The sequence below is a fragment of the Vibrio sp. TH_r3 genome, assembly GCF_033101115.1.
Lineage (GTDB): Bacteria > Pseudomonadota > Gammaproteobacteria > Enterobacterales > Vibrionaceae > Vibrio.
Genome location: NZ_JAWMPW010000003.1, coordinates 19,981 through 38,256, shown reverse-complemented (window position 1 = coordinate 38,256; position 18,276 = coordinate 19,981). Strand labels below are relative to the sequence as shown.

Below are 18,276 nucleotides of genomic sequence, written 5' to 3'. Positions count from 1 at the left end.
GATTAGTCAACTGATAGGTTGTAATTATCTAGCCATACAATTACATCATGCAATGGCATTGGTTTGGCAAATAAATATCCTTGTCCATATCGGCAACCACGCTGAATTAAAATATCTTTCTGCTGTTGTGTTTCTATTCCTTCCGCTATAACAGTAAAACCAAACTGATCGGCTAACTTCATTATCATATCGACAACGTGAGAACTCGCTTCATCCATTTCAATATTCATCACGAAACTACGGTCTATTTTTATGCATGTCGCGGCCAAGCGAGAAACGTGCGACAGTGAAGAATACCCCGTACCAAAATCGTCTAATCCAATATTTAAGCCTAACGCTCTCAATTTCATCAATATAGGGTTCATCTGCTCATAATCTAGCATTGCTTGTGATTCGGTTATTTCAAGTTCAAGTAGAGCGGGATCCACTCTTTTTTCTTTTATCGCACAGATAATTTTATCAAGATATGCCTGATCTCTGAGGTCTGAACAAGTGGTATTAAACGATATTGGATATTCGTAACCTAACTCTTTTAGCTTATCAATTGCTTCTAGTGTTTGCTCAAACACAAAACTGTCCAACTGGTTAATCAACCCCGACTGCTCTGCCACGGGAACAAATACTTCGGGAGAAATCAATTGGCCTTGTTTCATCCAGCGCAATAGAGCTTCGAACCCAACAACCGTATCTGTCGCAAGATCAATTTTTGGTTGAAGGACGATAAACAACTCATGCTTACCAAGAGCTTCACGCAACTCATTCATTAATAATGATTCTGCCGTAATATCAATAAAATGATCAGGGTGGTAGTCAATAATAGAAATGCACTCTTGTTGCGCTTTTTGCAATAAGCTTAAGCCAAGATAAAGGATTTTTTCATGCGGAATGCCAATAAGTAGCTGCATATCCATCCGAGCAATATTGATCTCAAGGTTATGGGCAACATCTCTAACTATCACAGGCTGTTCAATTAAAGCTTTCAGTGCTTTTCTATCAAGCGATTCTCCTTTGGTACATAGGATAACAAAAGCATCGGTCCTAATTCGAGCAATAAAGCTATTCTCAGAACTCATGTTTTGAATAGTTAGGTACAATTGTTTAATAATATCAACCGCATGCTCTTCACCAAACACAAGCACATTAGAAGAAAAGTGATTTAAATTAAGAATCAATAGTTCGCTGTTCTTTTTATCCTCATCCGTCATGTTAGCCAATTCTCTTTGCAACCAATTACGATTGTGTATTTTTAAAACACTATCTTGGTATGCAAGTTGGTTAAGGCGGCTAATAAGTGAGATTTTTGTAAAACCACTATTAATATTTTCGCTGAATAAATTTAGTAAGTTGATGTGAAAAGGAGAGAGAGGCGTATCGTTATTAACAAGTATCAGGAAATGTTCGGCTAATTTACCATCACCATTAAAGTAGAGTGCAGAAAATTTGTCGCCAAATTGGTGCTCGCGTAATTGTAGAGCTTTCTTACAAATGTCACCAAATGTCCCCTGCGATTCTATATCGAAGTCTTGGCCCACTAGATTGACTGAACTGCCACTTGCCGCTACGATCCTAGCTTGTTTTATAACACTTGACGTCTCATTAATATGTTGAATAACACAAACTATCCCTTTGGAATTCGCCCCAATCACTCGTCCAATTTCAGCGAGTACAACTTGGGTAAAAGAATCAAAATCGTATTTGCTACTTAAACTCCGGGCTGCATCCACTACCATCTGCAATCCCAAGTAACTCTGTTTCAGTTCGCGTAGTGTTTGCCAAGTACGTAAATTAGCGGTAACGATCGTACTTAAATGGTCATGATCAACTTCAGCTTTATTCCAATATTCATCGATGTCATATTCTTGCATCACAGATTGGCGTGGCGCCGAACCAGGTTGCCCAGTTAATAAAATAATCCGAACCGCCTCATTACCTTGCACATTACGAATAGTATCAACCAACCGTAACCCCGCGTCATCTCGCTCCATGACAACATCGAGTAAAATAACAGCGATATCATCATGTTTTACCAACATTTCTGCTGCTGAAGCTGCAGAGTTTGCGGTTAATATCTCAACAGGTTTCCCATGAACAACCAAGTCAGACAAACCATAAAGTAATGATTGCTGATAATTCAGATCATCTTCAACACTCAATACTTTCCATGATATAACTGATGTGTCAATACTAGCATCACTCGCTGACTCGGATATAAAGAGACAACTATCTTCCATAAAAACCTCGCCACTGACCATTTATTATACAAATTTTAGTTCTATAAGATTTTCTTTCATTTAATATACATGCTGTTTCGCAATCTAACCACCTTCATTGACAGCATAAATACTAAAAAATAGAAGTTGGGACGCAATTCGTTTTACTAAAGTCTAAATAATTAACAATATGTTACGATTATTTACCACATAGCTTTAATCATTAGTTTTATTAATAGTGTGCGTGTATGAGCAGTTTTGACAGTAGACAAGAATAATTAGAAATATACGGAAACTGTCGCGTAAATCACCTAATTTTTACCTGCTTTTTGTAGATATAGGTTTGAATCACGATATTTCCCCCTCTCACTCAGCCACTGCTATTGGTTTATAATTAAACTCTATTATTTAACCATGTCTCTATTTCAGAAGGCTTAAGTGGTTTAGAGAATAGATACCCCTGCGCGACATGATACCCCTGCTCTTTTAAAATATTGTATTGAGATTCGGTTTCAATACCTTCTGCGACTACATCCAAATTAAGACTTTCACCTATTTGAATAACCGCCTGACTGAGAGCTTGACTAGTCGTGCTAGATTCTATGTCTGTAACAAAACTCTTATCTAATTTCAGTTCTTTAATCGGAATGCTTCTTAGATAACTTAAACTAGAATAACCCGTACCAAAATCATCAATTGAAAAACAAACTCCTTTGTCATGGATTTCATACAGCGTTTTCATCGTGTTGGGATTGGTATCTAAAAATACGCCTTCTGTCAGCTCTAAAATCAAATCTGAAGGTTGCAAATTATTAGCGCCTAATTCAGCCATAATTAAATGACACAATTCTTTATTGTGAAAATTTAACGGTGATAAATTAACGGATACAGATGGCACTTGAACGCCTTTACTTCGCCAAATAGACATCTGTTTACAAGCGGATTTTAATGCCCAGTAGGTTAATGCACCAATCAGTCCACACTCTTCCGCCAATGGAATAAATGTTGCCGGAGAGACAAAACCAAGCTTAGGGTGTACCCATCGGGCAAGAGCTTCCACACCATGCAAGCTTCCATCTTGCATTTTAACTTGTGGTTGATATACAAATTCTAGTTGATTGCCTTGTATTGCTTTTTCTAATTCTTCTTCTAATTCTTGTCGATCTTGAGCCAATTTATTAAGCTCATGGCTGAAAAAGGCAAAACGCCCTTTGCCTAATGCTTTTGCTTGATACATTGCCATATCAGCGCGATGAATCAACGTGCCTATATCGTTACCATCATCTGGATAAATACTGACACCAATACTTGTCGACGGATAGATTTGAGTATTCTCAACCTTGTATGATGCCGCTATCGCTAGCCTTAGCTCTTCGATAAAGTTATTTAATGCATCCATGCTTTTGTTTTGCGCAACAATGACAAATTCATCACCAGACAATCTGCCACAAAAATCGCTGTTTTCGCATTTCCTGCTTATTCTTGCCGCGATTTCCTGCAAAAACGCATCACCAGCAGGATGCCCATAAGTATCGTTAATGTATTTCAGTCTATCAAGGTCCAAAAATAGAACGGCTAATTTACATTTATTTTGTGCAGCTACGTTAATTGCCTGCTCCGCTTCTGCATGCAATAAACTGCGATTAGGTAAATGGGTTAAGCTGTCATAATAGGCCAGTTGTCGTATGCTTTGTCGATGACTTTCTCGTTCAATAGCAAGCCCACAAACAGGCGTAAGCACATCTGCCAATGTATAATCAATATCGCTAGGTTTTTGGTTATCTCTACGATAAAATGCTATGACTCCTATAATTTCACCGTTTTTTCCTTTTATCGACGTCGACCAACAACTTTGGATTTCGGAACAGTAAGTCACATCGGTAAACTCACACCACGTGGCTTCCTTCCGCCTTCCAAATTCAGAACCCAGAGTCTCTTCGCTACAACAGGTACCAATACTCCCGAGCTCAGCTGATTTATTTATATCTTGCAGTTCAATGGTATGTTGGACGGACAACCCAGAACAGGCTAGAAGGTGTAATTTACCCTCTTCATCCGCTTTGAAAATTGCCGGAATAATACCGTGACTAATTTTAATCGCCTCTTGGCAAGCTTCTTCCATAATGACCGCTAAGGCTTCATCTCGAGCAATGGCGTTTAAAATATGAGCATGAAGAACTTCATATAATTTTGTCGCGGTAATATCGGATAAAATAGTCACTACATGAGAGAATTTACCGGAGCTATCAAACACTGCGTTAGCCATAACTGAACACCACAATTCTCTTCCATCTTTAGTGGTAATGCGTTCTTCACTATTAATTGCTTTCCCCAAAATAAGGTTTTCTCTTATCTTAACCACTTTGTTTGAGTCAAAATGATAAGCAAGGATGTCAATGGGAGAACGCCCTATCACTTCACTTTCATCATAACCAAAGATCGTTTTAAATCCTTGGTTGATGTAAGTAAGTTTCCAGTCCTGATCAGTGATAAAAATAGCGTTGTCAGTTTTATCGGTTACAAGAGAAAGTAATTCTATTCGTTTTCTTTGTTCAACTAACTCGGTGACATCTTTTACAAATGAGGTGTAAAGGATCTCCCCATCTACTTCTACTTTAGAAATAGAGAAGGCCCCCCAACGCAAAGAGCCATCCTTTCGTACTATTTGAATATCTCGACTAGTGCCAACTATCTTATTCACGCCAGTTTTTCTATTGGCGTTCACAAAATTGTCGTGATTCGGTTTTATATGATCGGGAACAAGCACTTTAACATTTTTGCCAATAACCTCCTGCTTAGAAAAGCCCCAAAGACGTTCAGCCGAATTATTGTATAAAATAATGATATTTTTAGAATTAATAACAATAACGCCGTCAATCGATTGTTCTAAAGTTTGGACAAAAACGTTAGAAAGGTGCTTGTGGTCTGGCATAGGTTTTCTCTGTTTACAAATTAACTATATAAAATAATTATAAATACAGACTTAAATATAAGCATAAACGTTCACTTATCTTTTAAAATGAACGTTTATTGAGCAAAAATTTTAGCGATTCGATCAATTACTTTCGTGATCGAATAGGATATTACTCGCCTCTCTTAAAGTGAAGTTTTTTAATTTTTATTATTTTGAATCCAACCACAAACTATCAAAATATAGCAACCATCATGTCACTTTTTGAACTCACTGAACCTCGGTACATCCCAGAAGAATTAAATGGCATAGAAATATTACCTTTGTTATCTACGGCAATTAGACCACCAGTGCCGTCATTAGGTAGCAATTCTTCCATGACCACATGGGTTGCTGCTGAACCTAGATCCTCACCCAAAAAGCGCATTCGTGATGAAACATCCGCCGCCGCAGTAAAGCGCATAAAAATCTCGCCATAACCTGTCGCCGAAACCGCACAAGTACCATTACTAGCAAATGTTCCACCACCAATTACGGGGCTGTCACCTACACGACCAGGCAGTTTTCCGGTCATTCCACCGGTTGATGTCGCTGCTGCTACATTGCCATCTTTATCCAATGCAACCGCGCCTACTGTTCCGTGACGTACTGCAGGATCATCGGACACCTTACCCTGCTTTTGTAGTAGCAAGGTTTCTTGCAGTGCATCCCAACGTTTTTGGGTAAAGAAATAGTCACTAGGTTTCATTACTAGTTGGTTGCTCTGCGCTATATCATGTAATGAATCACCAATAATAAAAGCGTGATCTGTTTGTTCCATCACTTTCCTAGCCAATAAAATAGGATTTTTCGGGCCACAAACACCGGCGATGGCACCAACATTCTGGTCTTTCCCGTCCATCACAGCCGCGTCCATTTCATGGGTCCCATCGCTGGTAAATACCGCACCTCTGCCCGCATTAAATAGAGGGTGGTCTTCAAGTGCACAAACCGAAGCACATACAGCATCCATTGCTGTTCCATTATTTTTTAGAATCGTTTCTCCCGCTTCTATCGCTTTTTGTAGTCCTTCAATATATTGTTTTTCAAGTTCTGGTGTTAACTGTGCTCTATCAATTGTGCCAGCACCACCATGAATCGCTAATGCGTATGTCATTATTATTCCCTTATTTGTGCTCGTTTAAACAGTAATTAGCAATATCTTCATGCGTTGCTATCCAGCAATCGCCCTTTGATGTGATGTTGTCCAGTAGTTGCTGCAAGATAAAAATACGAGAGCGGTAACCAATGATATGAGGATGCATGGTTAGTAGGAATAATCCGCCCTCAGCGTAAGCACCTTCAAACTCTCGTGTAAAAATATCCAATACATCAGTGGGTGCAGTATAAGGACGCTGAGCACCAAAACGATTCATTAAAAAATACGGTGCATCATCTCTTATCCATTCAACAGGTAATTCGACGATCCCGGTGTTTTCACCGTTATGTATAATTTCGTATGGATCATCGTCTGCAAATAAAGAACTGTCGTACAGCAACCCCATTTCACGGGCAATTTGTAAGGTATTTTTGCTGTAATCCCATGATGGCGTTCTCATTCCAACCGGCCTTTTGCCTATCAGATCGGTAAGTGTATCTGATGCTTTCATAAGTAACGCTTTTTCGGTCACATAGTCTAGCTCGGTGTTTTTTTCGTGAATCCACCCATGAAGCGCTATTTCATGGCCTTCTGCATGTAATTCAATCTGCTCTTGCGGATGGATTAATGCGGACACAGCAGGAACAAAAAATGTCGCTTTGGCGTTATATTGCTGCAATACAGACCGAATACGAGGAATGCCTTTTCTTGAACCGTATTCTCCCCAGCTTAAACGAGATACCGATTTTGCTCCGTCTCTCAATTCATTGGTTTCATGGTCACTGTCAAAACTTATTGCGACGGCACATTTGGCACCATTAGGCCATTTTCTTGGAAGTAATGAACGACCAGCACGGACTTGATTAACTAATCCCTGCCATGTTGGATCGTCCCATTCATGTGCTTCACTCATCGATGACCTCCATCAACAGATAAAACTTGGCCACTGATCCAATTTGCTTGTTCGGACAGCAAAAACAACACCGAGTTGGCAATATCTTGTCCCGAACCTAAACGACGCATATTGATATTGTCTATCATGCCTTGCTGTTTTTCTGTTCCTAATACTTGCCATTGCTTTAATGTAGAAGGATTAGATAATACAAAACCTGGTGCAATGCAGTTCACCCAAATTCCATGAGGCCCAAGCTCTTGAGCTAACTGTTTGGTAAAACCAATAAGAGCATGTTTTGCCGAGGTATACGCCTGAATACCGGTCAAACTTGGCCTCAAACCTGCTCCAGAAGAAATCGTCACAATCGCGCCTTTACCAGCCACTTTCATTTGAGGCGTTAATGCCTGACACATCCATAATGCGGTATGTAAATTTGCATCAAAAATAGCTTGCCATGCTTTCGCTTCAACATTTTCTAATGGTTGACCTACTTGACCACACACTCCACCAGCCGCATTCACGAAACCATCGATTATTGCGTATTTTTCATACAGTTTTTTGACCAGTTTTTTTACTTCGCTTTGCTCACTTAATTCAACGGTGTAGCAATCAAACTCTGGAGTTAAAGATGATGGGGTTGTAGATGATGAGTTTACCGATAAATGTTCTGCGTATTGCTTTAATCCTTCGCCGTCTCTATCCAAACAAACAACCGTTGCGCCTGCTTGCTGTAAACTTCGCGCGGTCGCAGCGCCAATACCTTGCGCTGCACCAGAGACGATAAAGGTCTTCCCTGAAAAATCAAAAATCATTTCACCATTCCTTAGTGATTTAGAGTCAAAATCAGTTCATCGACTAACTCAGAATTTTGTTCACGATGACCGTTTTCTATAGCATTAATAAGAGAAACTAAACTCGATAAAGCGGGGGTTGGGATGTTCAAACGTTCTCCTTGGTCAATAACGGATTGTATTTGCGCATCCACCTCTGTTTTACGTTTTCTTATCGCTAAATCACGCCAAATACCTGAGTGTGTCTTTGCCGTTTTACGATTGTGAACAACCATCCGGTCTAATGATTGTTGTACAGCGATGGGATCTTTACTTAAAAATGCATCACACTCAAAACCATTAAAACTCATAGGCTTAATACCAAGTGCTTTAGCGAGTACCATAACTTCATGGCCCAATGATGCATACGCTTCATAATGCGCCTCTTTCGCCATAGCATCTGACATCGAATCGGGTGTCAACGCGGTACAGATTAGCAGTGATCCATAGCCTAGCTTGCCCCACAAATAGCCCCAGATATTGTCGGTTAAAACCGAATCAGGTTCTAAAATTGAGAATAAAGCGTGTACATCTGTTGCACGTTGGCTAATCGAACCATCTAGCTCACCTATCGCAATCGCCGCTCGATTACCGTACAAAATAACGCCAGGTTCAAGCCAATCAGCACCAAAATTAACAAAGCAGCCTAATGTCTTTTCTGCCCCGATTTTTTTGGCAATAACATGCTCATTCAAGCCATTTTGCGCCGACACGACAAAGCCGTTTTCTGACAAAAAAGGCGTTAACATATCAACAGCACCGTCAGTATGATGGGCTTTAACCGCCAAAATAATGCAATCGTATTTCTGACTAAGTTGTGAAGGCAAAAACGCTTTCAATGGTTGGTTAAACGCATCAACTGGACCTTGAATATCAAGTCCTTGTGCGTTTATTTTTTCCACATGTTCTTCAACAATATCAACTACATGCACTTCTTTACCAGCACGAGCTAAATATGCGGCGAGTACCCCGCCAATTGCGCCAGCGCCCCAAATTAATATCGGTTGTTGGTTGTTCATTTCCAATCTCCGGTTAACAATTCGCGTGCTTCATCCACGGCAACAGCCCAAAGCTTGTCCATATTTTCATCACTAAGTTGATAGTATCCGCCATAATTACCATCACCAATAAGCTTACGTACTCCTGCTGAATCACGGTCGCGCAACTTAGAAAAATCCACATAAGGCTTTTGTTCATCAGGCATTTCTACGCCTTCTAACCGTGTCCATGGGAAGTTTTCCATCCAACTTGCGTGACTGGCAATTGGGTCAATTTCTTTAATGCACGCGAGTGCTTTTGGTGCTTTCCACCAATCATGAAATCGAATAGTGGCGTCGCTGTGACTTTCCATAAATTCCATTGTTACTGGCATAACTGGCGTGTTTCCACCATGCCCGTTTATGATAAGAATTTTTCTAAAACCGACTTTATATAAGCTTTCTAATACGTCATTAACTAGTGCCGCATAGGTTTGCAATTTAAGAGAAACAGTGCCTGGGAAATCCATAAAATAAGGCGTTATCCCGTAAGGTATGGCGGGAAACACTGGAATACCTAGAGGTTCAGCTGCATCTTGCGCCACTTTTTCTGACAGAATAGAATCGACCGACAGGCTTAGATAAGCATGTTGTTCGGTACTACCAAGCGGCAATATGCACACATCATTGTTTTCTAAATATTGTTCAATTTGCATCCAATTCGATTGCGAAACTAGCATATAAGAGTCCTTTACTATATTTTTATAAAATCATTCTTGAGTGGAGTTGTTTATTTAAATCATTCATATCGGGTACATATTGATATTCAAAATGAACAACATTTTTAGATAACTTTTCTTGAGTGATATCAACACCCGTAGAATAAATAAGCACGTCACAACCGTGAGATTTATTGGTGAGCTCTCCCGGAACGTGATGCACGAAATTGATGTCATTAACGTGAGGGGCAAATTTTTTCATATTCGTTTTTAGAAAACTGATAAAACTTGAGAAATACGAAGCCACGGTCACTTTTGCATTGCTGTCAATTGACGCTAAAGCAATGCGAGTTTGTTGATTTGGGATCAAGTTAAATGCAATAAACTCTGCATTTGGCCACATATCTTTTGCTTGCTGATTAACATTAATAGGGCCAAGAACGTAGTTAATACAGGCTTCTTGATTATTTTTCGCTTGATCGACTGTGCTGCTATGAAAGACGATCTGCTCATTACAAATATGGTCTTTAATTACATCTAAATAATATTGTGTTTGCTTGGGAAAGATGCCTAAAATCATAATGTTTATTTTAGGATTGGCTTTCATCATTAGAAACAATCGAGTCGAAATAACATGTGGTTCAATATCCGCTTTCTTAGCTAATTTAAGTAATTCTTCAATCTTTTTATCAATCTCTAGCAAGGCGTTTTGATCAGCCTCTATCTTGTAATTTGCAACATAAGTCCCAGCGCCGACTTTTGATTCAAGTAAACCAATTGTCTTTAACTTGGCGAACACATTACTAACCGTCACAGGTGACATACCAGTTCGACTGGCGATCATACGAATGGTCGGCAATTTGCAACCCGGCTTTAATTCACCAGAAGTAATACCATATTCAATGACACCTCTGAGCTGTACGGATAACGGCACTTCTAGTTGCGAGTCAATCGAGTCAATTAAATCCATTGTATTTTCTAAATGTTTCATATGAATCCTAAGTCACACAGATGTGATTCTGTTGTATGTATCATCTAATCTAATCATTACGGCTTAATCTAGTAAGTGGCAACACATCTAACAACTAACACTTAATCTAATAAATAGCACTGCGTCTAATAGATGCCGAAAAATCCAAATTGTTATCATGAAGTATACAATAACAGAGTAATCTCACCATGAAGCAAATCAACATTCGTACGTTATATTGTTACCCAACAGGTAAAATTGTTATCTTAACAGTAACATTATTACTAATGACAAGCGTAAAAATCAAACAAATATGTAAAAATTTAACATAAAATTAATTTTAAAAAACAATAAAATAACAATAATAAATCCAAATAACTAGAATATAATAGATTTAAATACTTTATACTCGTTAATTAAAGCTTAATTAAAAAATTAAAGTCTAAATATTAAACAAAATATAAATTTAAATAAATTACTTTGCACTTGCTCAATCAAGGATAATATTGTTACATGTGGTGTGACGATATATGGACTTAATTATCAATAATCAAAAGGAAGTGTAATATGATATGTAACAAAAGCTTGAAATTAGTCTCAGCTAGCATCTTGTGTGCTTTGTCTTTAGCTGGTACCAGTGCTTACGCAGCAGACAGTGAGTTAGTATTGGGACTTCGCGCTGGACCTGATTCTATTGATCCCCATTGGTCAACATTGGGTACCCAAGCTGAGGCACTCAAACACATTTATGAAACGATTGTCAGTGTTGATGACAAGTTACAATTACAACCAGGGTTAGCAGAAAGTTGGCAGGTAATTAGCCCGAAAGTATGGGAATTTAAAATACGTCAAGGCGTTAAGTTTCATGATGGAACCGATTTAACCGCTGAAGATATAAAATTCTCTATCGAGAGGATTTCTTACGCGACTGGCCCGATGTCAATGACGCTTTACACTAAGTACGTAGACAAAGTTGATATCATTGATGATTACACAATTCATATCACGACTAAGGTCATTGCTCCTTCTTTACCTAACGATTTCACTCGTCTTTTTGTTGTCCCTTCTGAAACGGGTGATAAAGCTCGTAACGCTGACTTTAATAGCGGAGAGAAAGCAATTGGCACCGGCCCTTACAAATTTGTTTCTTGGCAGCCAAAAGGGTCATTGGTTTTAGAAAGAAATGACGATTATTGGGGTAAAGCACCTGAATGGAAAACGGTTATCCGTAAAGAGATACCAGACGACGCTGCGCGTGTAGCGGCACTTCAATCAGGTTCAGTTGACCTTATTAACTACGTACCTGCTTCTGATTATCTGGCTCTTAAAGGACAGCCAAAATGGGATACCGTTGTTGGTGATTCTGTTTATATTTTAAATATTGCGCCATCAGTAAAAGATGAAGAACCACAACCAATTAAAGTGGATGGTAAAGAAGTCGAAGGTAACCCACTGCAAGATCTACGTGTTAGAAAAGCACTTGATCTAGCGATCAGCCGTGACATTCTAGTTGATATTGTAATGGAAGGCCTCGGTCGTCCAGCTAATCAGCTGATGCCAGAAGGTTTCTTTGGTTATTCTGATGAATTAGGTGAAAAGCAATACGATATCGAACAAGCAAAAGAATTGCTTGCCGAAGCTGGCTACCCGAATGGTTTCGAAGTTGATTTCACATGTACCAATAACCGAGTTCCTGGCGATGCAGTTATTTGTGAAGCGTTAGCACAGATGTGGTCTCGACTTGGCTTGACGGTTAATGCACAAGCATTAAATGGTACGGTTTTCTTCCCAGCGGCCGCGAGAGAAGAATACACCATGCAAATGTCTGCTTGGGGCACAATTACAGGCGAAGCAGCTTATACCTATGGCGCACTGGTACATACCAAAGATCCAGAACAAGGATTCGGTAACTTCAACCGAACTGGTTATTCAAATTCAGAATTTGATGACTTATTCACCCAAGGTGCTAACGAGTTAGATAGCGATAAGCGTAAAGCTTTATATGAACAAGCTTCTTTTGTTGCGATGGAAGATCGTGCGCTTATTCCAACTATCAATTTACAAGTGGTATGGGCAGCGAAGAAAGGCAAATTCTCTTTTGCTCCACGTATAGACCAAGAAACATTGGCGTACGATATTACCTCTAAATAATTATTATAAGCCAAAGCCATACAACTCAATCGTTGTATGGCTTTAACATATTCAATGGAGTGATTTTAATATGTTTAGCTTTTTAATCATGCGTCTGTTTCAAGCCATCGGTGTTGTATTTACAATGTCCGTCATCGTTTTTGTTGGTGTTTACGCAATTGGTAACCCAATTGACGTTATGATTGATCCTGGCGCGACACAGGAAATCAGAGAGCAACTGATTAAGCAATATGGTTTTGATTTACCTCTTTGGCATCAATATTTTATTTTCGTAGGTAACGTGTTTAACGGCGATCTCGGTTCGTCTATGATCTATAACATTCCTGTGACTGAACTGGTTTTTTCTCGCCTAGGTGCAACTGTCGAACTGGTATTTGTCTCTGTTCTTATTGCGATATTTATTGGTATACCAGCGGGATTGTGGGCAGGTTACAAACCGGATTCCAAATCAGCTCAGTGTATTATGGCATTTTCTGTCATCGGGTTCTCTGTCCCTACTTTCTGGATAGGCATGCTTTTAATCATGACCTTCGCCGTTAGCTTAGGTATTTTACCCTCTGGAGGCAGAGGCGAAATTGGTGAATTTCTAGGTTTCTCTTCATCGCTCTTCACTGGCAACGGCTGGTCACACGTTATCTTGCCAGCAATCAATCTCTCTTTATTTAAAACAGGGTTACTTATTCGACTTGCAAGAACAGGCATGATTGAGGCAATGCGCTCCGACTATGTCAAATTTGCCCGTGCTCAAGGCTTGTCAGATTTTCAAATCGTTTCGCAGCATATTCTTAAAAATATCTCCGTTCCTATTGTTACCGTTTTTGGCTTAGAACTCGGCTCTACATTAGCTTTCGCGGTTGTGACTGAAAGCGTATTTACATGGCCTGGTGTCGGTAAGTTAATTATTGATTCAATTCAACAGCTCGATAGACCCGTTATGGTTTCTTACCTTGTTTTTGTCGTCATTTTATTTGTCTTAATCAACTTGATTGTAGACATCATTCAGGCGCAATTAGACCCAAGAATTAGATTAAAAGGGAAAAGTTAATCATGAATGCTACTAAAATTGACTCTCAAACCAGTACTGTTTCAAGCGAAGCCTCTGCTGAATCATCAAGAACTAAACAGCTTAAAGCCTTTTGGAAAGAATTTGCCAAATCAAAGCTAGCGGTAAGTGCTCTAGTATTAATCGTTGTATTAATGTTCCTTGCCTTTGGCTCTTCTTTCATTGCACCTCAAGACCCATATGATTTGGCCAACCTAAACTGGTTCGACGCTTTTCTGCAACCAGGAAAAATAGGCACCGGTGGGTATTACCATGTTCTAGGTACCGACAATGTCGGCAGAGACATGCTTTCGGCTATTTTTTACGGTTTAAAAACCAGTTTTTCTATCGGACTAACATCTGGAATCATTGCATTAAGCATAGGAATATTAATTGGCTTAACTGCTGCCTATTTCGGTGGTCGCGTAGAAGCTATATTAATGCGTATTGTCGATCTTCAGTTGGCCTTGCCTGCTATGTTACTTGCCTTGGTTTTGGTTTCCGCATTGGGACAAGGAATTTTCCAAATTATAACCGCACTTGTGATCGCTCAGTATGCCTACTTTGCAAGGACAACTCATGGTGCAGCCAAAGCAGAAAGAGGCAAAGATTACATTGAAGCCGCACGCTCTACGCCATTGCCTGACAACTATATTTTGTTCAAACACATGCTGCCTAATATTTTACCTCCGTTAATTGTAGTAGCGACGGTACAAATTGCCGGTGCGATAGCATTGGAAGCAACACTATCGTTTTTAGGTGTCGGTCTCCCTATCACTGAACCTTCTCTTGGTTCATTGATATCAAATGGCTTTAAATATATTCATACCAATCGCTACTGGTTATCTATTTTCCCTGGTATTGCGCTAATGATAATTATCATAGCAATCAATTTGGTTGCTGATCATGTTAGACATATTCTCGACCCAAGGAGAGCAAAGTAATGCAACATGCATTGGAAGTAAAAGAATTAACCACCTGCTTTAATACCTCGGAAGGGAACGTCACAGCAGTGAATAATGTCAGCTTTTCCGTTCAACCGGGTGAAATTATGGGTTTGGTTGGAGAAAGTGGTTCAGGTAAAAGCGTTACTGGCTTTTCGATCTTAAATCTAATTGAATCACCCGGTGAAATTACTCACGGACAAGTACTGGTCAATGGCATTGATTTGCTTGCTATGTCGGCAGCAGAAGTTCGAAAAATGCGAGGAAAACACATTTCGATGGTTTTCCAAGATCCCATGATGACGTTAAATCCAGTTTTAAAAATTGGTAAACAGATGACCATGGCGATTCAAGTCCACAAAAAGATGTCAAAAAAACAAGCTTTAGCACGCGCACAAGAAGTACTTGAAATTGTAGGTATTCCTGCAGCAAAAGAGCGATTAGATGCGTACCCTCATGAACTATCGGGCGGAATGCGACAACGAGTAGCTATCGCCATCGCTTTGTTGCACGAGCCTGCAGTGATTATTGCTGATGAACCAACCACCGCATTAGATGTGTCCATTCAAGGTCAAATTTTATCGGAAGTACGTCGCTTAGCCGATGAAACCAATACGGCCATTGTATGGGTATCGCACGATCTTTCTGTCGTGTCGTCGCTAGCAGATAAAGTATCAGTCATGTATGCGGGTCAAATTGTCGAATCTGGCGATACACGCGATATTATCAACAACCCACAACATCCATACACTCAAGGGCTATTAGCATCTGTTCCTAGCCTACATGAACCCGGCAGCAAAATACCGCAAATTCCAGGCTCTGCACCTTCTTTAGCCAATTTACCTGAAGGATGCGCCTTTAAACCACGATGCCACCTGGCTTCTGATCAGTGTAATACTCAGCCAGCAGCACAGACTTCTGCACAGGGCTATATTCGCTGCCATCACGTCATTAACTGAGTCAGGAGAGATATCATGGAAGACATCATATTAAAAATTGATAACGTATCGAAACGATTTACGTTACCCAGTAATGCCATCGACCGATTAGTCAGTCGAATCACCAAACAACCATTAAATGACACGGTTCATGCGGTATCGCAAATATCAGTCGAAGTTAAAAAAGGCGAAGTTCTCGGTATCGTTGGTGAATCGGGCTGCGGTAAGTCAACACTTGGTCGTATTATTTCCGGTATTTACACGCCTTCTGATGGCAACGTAACGTTAAACGGTCAACCAGTCGCTCAATTTCGCGATGGCCGAGTAGTAAAAGCCACCACCAAAGTACAAATGATTCACCAAGATCCGTTTGCGAGCTTAAACCCTAGAATGCGTATTGGTGAACAAATCAGTGAAGGTCCAGTAAAAAATGGCATCATACACAAAAGTGATGCGGCAAACCGAGTCCAAGAACTATTGCAACAGGTTGGTTTAAACCCTTCCTACGCCAATCGATTCCCTCATCAATTTTCTGGCGGGCAAAGACAGCGAATCGCCATTGCTCGTGCTTTGGCGATGGAACCCGATATTCTAGTGTTTGACGAAGCGGTGGCGTCTTTAGATGTATCGATTCAAGCACAAGTACTGAATCTATTTATGGACTTACGCAAAAAACTGAATTTGACCGCGATTTTTATTAGTCACGATTTATCAGTGGTACGGCATGTTTGTGACCGTGTCGCGATTATGTATTTGGGTAGAATGGTGGAACTTGCTGGCTCAGAAGATCTGCACAAACAACGTTATCATCCCTATTCTCAAGCGCTTTACAGTGCAATTCCAGAACTAGGCAAAGAAAAAGGCGAGTTTAATCCGGTGATTGGAGAAATTCCTTCTCCTCTTTCTCCGCCAAGCGGTTGTGCGTTTCACCCGCGTTGCCCAATTGCGCAACCTATATGCTCGAAACAGTACCCAGAAACCACGACGGTTGATGGCCGTCGATTCGCATGTCACGTACTTAATAAATAATCAGGATGAACATGAACAACTTTACCCAACGCGTCGCCACGATTAACGATATTTTATGTAGTGTCAACTTACTGACTTGGGATAGTCGTGTGATAATGCCCAAAGGAGGCGCGGCAACTCGAGGCAATCAAATCGCTAGTTTACAAGCGATAGCCCGAGAAAAAATCATCGACCCTTATTTGGAAGAACAAGCCCATAATATCCTTGCCACTTCGGCTTCTGAACTAGAAACTAAAGCAGCACAAGAGGTGGTAGATGCCATCGAATACCACAAAAGAATTCCTCTTGAATTACTTATGAAGCAGGCGGAACAATCCGCAATTAGTGGCCAAGCGTGGCAAGAAGCCCGACAAAAATCCGATTTTGCGCATTTTCAACCCCACTTGCAAAATACGGTAAAAATGAGCCGAGAGCTATCGGCACAATTTGACGCTGCGCACCCGTATGATCCCATGCTATCGTTATATGAGCCGGAAGAAACCTCAGCAAGTATCAGTAAAAAATTTGACAATTTACGTTCAGCATTATTACCAATCATTAAAAAAAATCATGCCGCTGATGCACCTAGAACCGATTTTTTAACGCGACATTTTCCCGTTGAATCTCAAAAAGCCTTTTCTCACGAGTTGGCCAATATTCTTGGTTACGACCTAAACCACGGACGCATTGACACCGCTAATCACCCATTTGAAATTAGCTTTACCCGTGAAGATGTTCGAGTAACCTCACGCTGGTCTGAGAATTTTCTACCATCATCGATTTTCGGTACCTTACATGAAATCGGTCATGCTATGTATGAAATGGGCATTTCACCTAACTTCACGCGCAGTATATTTACGACTGATTTACGTGGTCTTTATGCCGTTGGTGGGACCAGTTTCAGCATGCATGAAAGTCAATCTCGCCTATTTGAAAACCACGTTGGACGCTCACAAGGTTTTTGGGACAATCATTATGATCTGTTGCAAAGCTATTTCTCCAGTCAACTAGGCGATGTATCCAAAGAGGAATTTGTCAAAGCGATTAACCATTCCAAGCCTAGCCTGATTCGTGTCGAATCGGATGAATTAACCTACGATCTGCATATTATGCTGAGAGTTCGACTAGAAATGGCGTTAATGGAAGGCAGCATAGAGGTTGCCGATTTACCTGCGCTATGGAACGAATCGATAGAGAGTGACTTAGGTATTCAAGTCCCTAACGATGGGCTTGGTGTGTTGCAAGATATACATTGGTCAACAGGCTATATCGGTTCATTCCCAACTTACACCATCGGTAATATTACCGCAGCTCAAGTAATGAATTCGCTCAATAACCATCAGCCAGATATTACTCAAGCCGTCAAACAAGGAAATATTCATCCGTTGAAGGATGAACTCACTCAACAAATATGGAACCATGGCCGCAGCAAAACGAGAAAGCAACTATTAACATCAATGGGAATAGATTCAGAAGACATCACTCCTTATGTTAATTACCTAAAGTCTAAATTTTTGTAACATTTTTCTCAAATCAACCTCCA

General features: G+C 40.2%; 14 protein-coding genes. 6 read left to right on the top strand and 8 right to left on the bottom strand.

Going from position 1 to position 18,276, the window contains the following annotated elements; translation table 11 throughout:
• Window positions 1-2: 2 nt before the first annotated feature.
• The 8 genes from R3X26_RS04245 to R3X26_RS04210 form a co-directional block, all read right to left on the bottom strand.
• On the bottom strand, window positions 3-2,231 hold the full coding sequence (locus R3X26_RS04245) for an EAL domain-containing protein (protein ID WP_317715969.1): 2,229 nt from the start codon (window positions 2,229-2,231) through the stop codon (window positions 3-5).
• Window positions 2,232-2,604: 373 nt separating this feature from the next.
• Window positions 2,605-5,142, bottom strand: coding sequence for an EAL domain-containing protein (locus R3X26_RS04240; protein WP_317715968.1), 2,538 nt, complete (start codon window positions 5,140-5,142; stop codon window positions 2,605-2,607).
• A 214-nt stretch (window positions 5,143-5,356) separates the two neighbouring features.
• Window positions 5,357-6,277, bottom strand: a complete 921-nt coding sequence (locus tag R3X26_RS04235) for an isoaspartyl peptidase/L-asparaginase family protein (protein ID WP_411572389.1) — start codon at window positions 6,275-6,277, stop codon at window positions 5,357-5,359.
• 10 nt (window positions 6,278-6,287) lie between these two features.
• The gene (locus R3X26_RS04230; protein ID WP_317715967.1) at window positions 6,288-7,172 is read right to left on the bottom strand and encodes a polysaccharide deacetylase; all 885 of its coding nucleotides are present in this window, start codon (window positions 7,170-7,172) and stop codon (window positions 6,288-6,290) included.
• Window positions 7,169-7,966, bottom strand: coding sequence for an SDR family oxidoreductase (locus R3X26_RS04225; RefSeq protein WP_317715966.1), 798 nt, complete (start codon window positions 7,964-7,966; stop codon window positions 7,169-7,171). Before R3X26_RS04225 ends, R3X26_RS04230 begins: the two co-directional genes overlap by 4 nt.
• Window positions 7,967-7,977: 11 nt before the next feature.
• The gene (locus tag R3X26_RS04220) at window positions 7,978-9,003 is read right to left on the bottom strand and encodes a 2-dehydropantoate 2-reductase (protein WP_317715965.1); all 1,026 of its coding nucleotides are present in this window, start codon (window positions 9,001-9,003) and stop codon (window positions 7,978-7,980) included.
• A complete protein-coding gene (locus R3X26_RS04215; protein WP_317715964.1) occupies window positions 9,000-9,701 on the bottom strand; it encodes a creatininase family protein in 702 nt (233 codons plus the stop codon). Before R3X26_RS04215 ends, R3X26_RS04220 begins: the two co-directional genes overlap by 4 nt.
• 22 nt (window positions 9,702-9,723) lie before the next feature.
• Window positions 9,724-10,671: a GntR family transcriptional regulator gene (locus R3X26_RS04210; RefSeq protein ID WP_317715963.1), complete on the bottom strand. Its 948-nt coding sequence runs from the start codon at window positions 10,669-10,671 to the stop codon at window positions 9,724-9,726.
• 546 nt (window positions 10,672-11,217) lie between these two features.
• Here R3X26_RS04210 and R3X26_RS04205 point away from each other — a divergent pair.
• From R3X26_RS04205 to R3X26_RS04180, 6 genes are all read left to right on the top strand, one after another.
• Window positions 11,218-12,801 (top strand): ABC transporter substrate-binding protein, encoded by a 1,584-nt coding sequence (locus R3X26_RS04205; protein WP_317715962.1) that lies wholly within the window; start codon window positions 11,218-11,220, stop codon window positions 12,799-12,801.
• Window positions 12,802-12,871: 70 nt separating this feature from the next.
• On the top strand, window positions 12,872-13,846 hold the full coding sequence (locus R3X26_RS04200; RefSeq protein WP_317715961.1) for an ABC transporter permease: 975 nt from the start codon (window positions 12,872-12,874) through the stop codon (window positions 13,844-13,846).
• 2 nt (window positions 13,847-13,848) lie between these two features.
• Window positions 13,849-14,787 (top strand): ABC transporter permease, encoded by a 939-nt coding sequence (locus R3X26_RS04195; RefSeq protein ID WP_317715960.1) that lies wholly within the window; start codon window positions 13,849-13,851, stop codon window positions 14,785-14,787.
• A complete protein-coding gene (locus R3X26_RS04190; RefSeq protein ID WP_317715959.1) occupies window positions 14,787-15,746 on the top strand; it encodes an ABC transporter ATP-binding protein in 960 nt (319 codons plus the stop codon). The genes R3X26_RS04195 and R3X26_RS04190 overlap by 1 nt, the downstream gene beginning before the upstream one ends.
• A 15-nt stretch (window positions 15,747-15,761) precedes the next feature.
• Complete coding sequence (locus R3X26_RS04185; protein ID WP_317715958.1) at window positions 15,762-16,754, top strand: oligopeptide/dipeptide ABC transporter ATP-binding protein; 993 nt, start codon at window positions 15,762-15,764, stop codon at window positions 16,752-16,754.
• Window positions 16,755-16,765: 11 nt separating this feature from the next.
• On the top strand, window positions 16,766-18,253 hold the full coding sequence (locus R3X26_RS04180; RefSeq protein ID WP_317715957.1) for a carboxypeptidase M32: 1,488 nt from the start codon (window positions 16,766-16,768) through the stop codon (window positions 18,251-18,253).
• The last annotated feature ends 23 nt before the right edge of the window (window positions 18,254-18,276 follow it).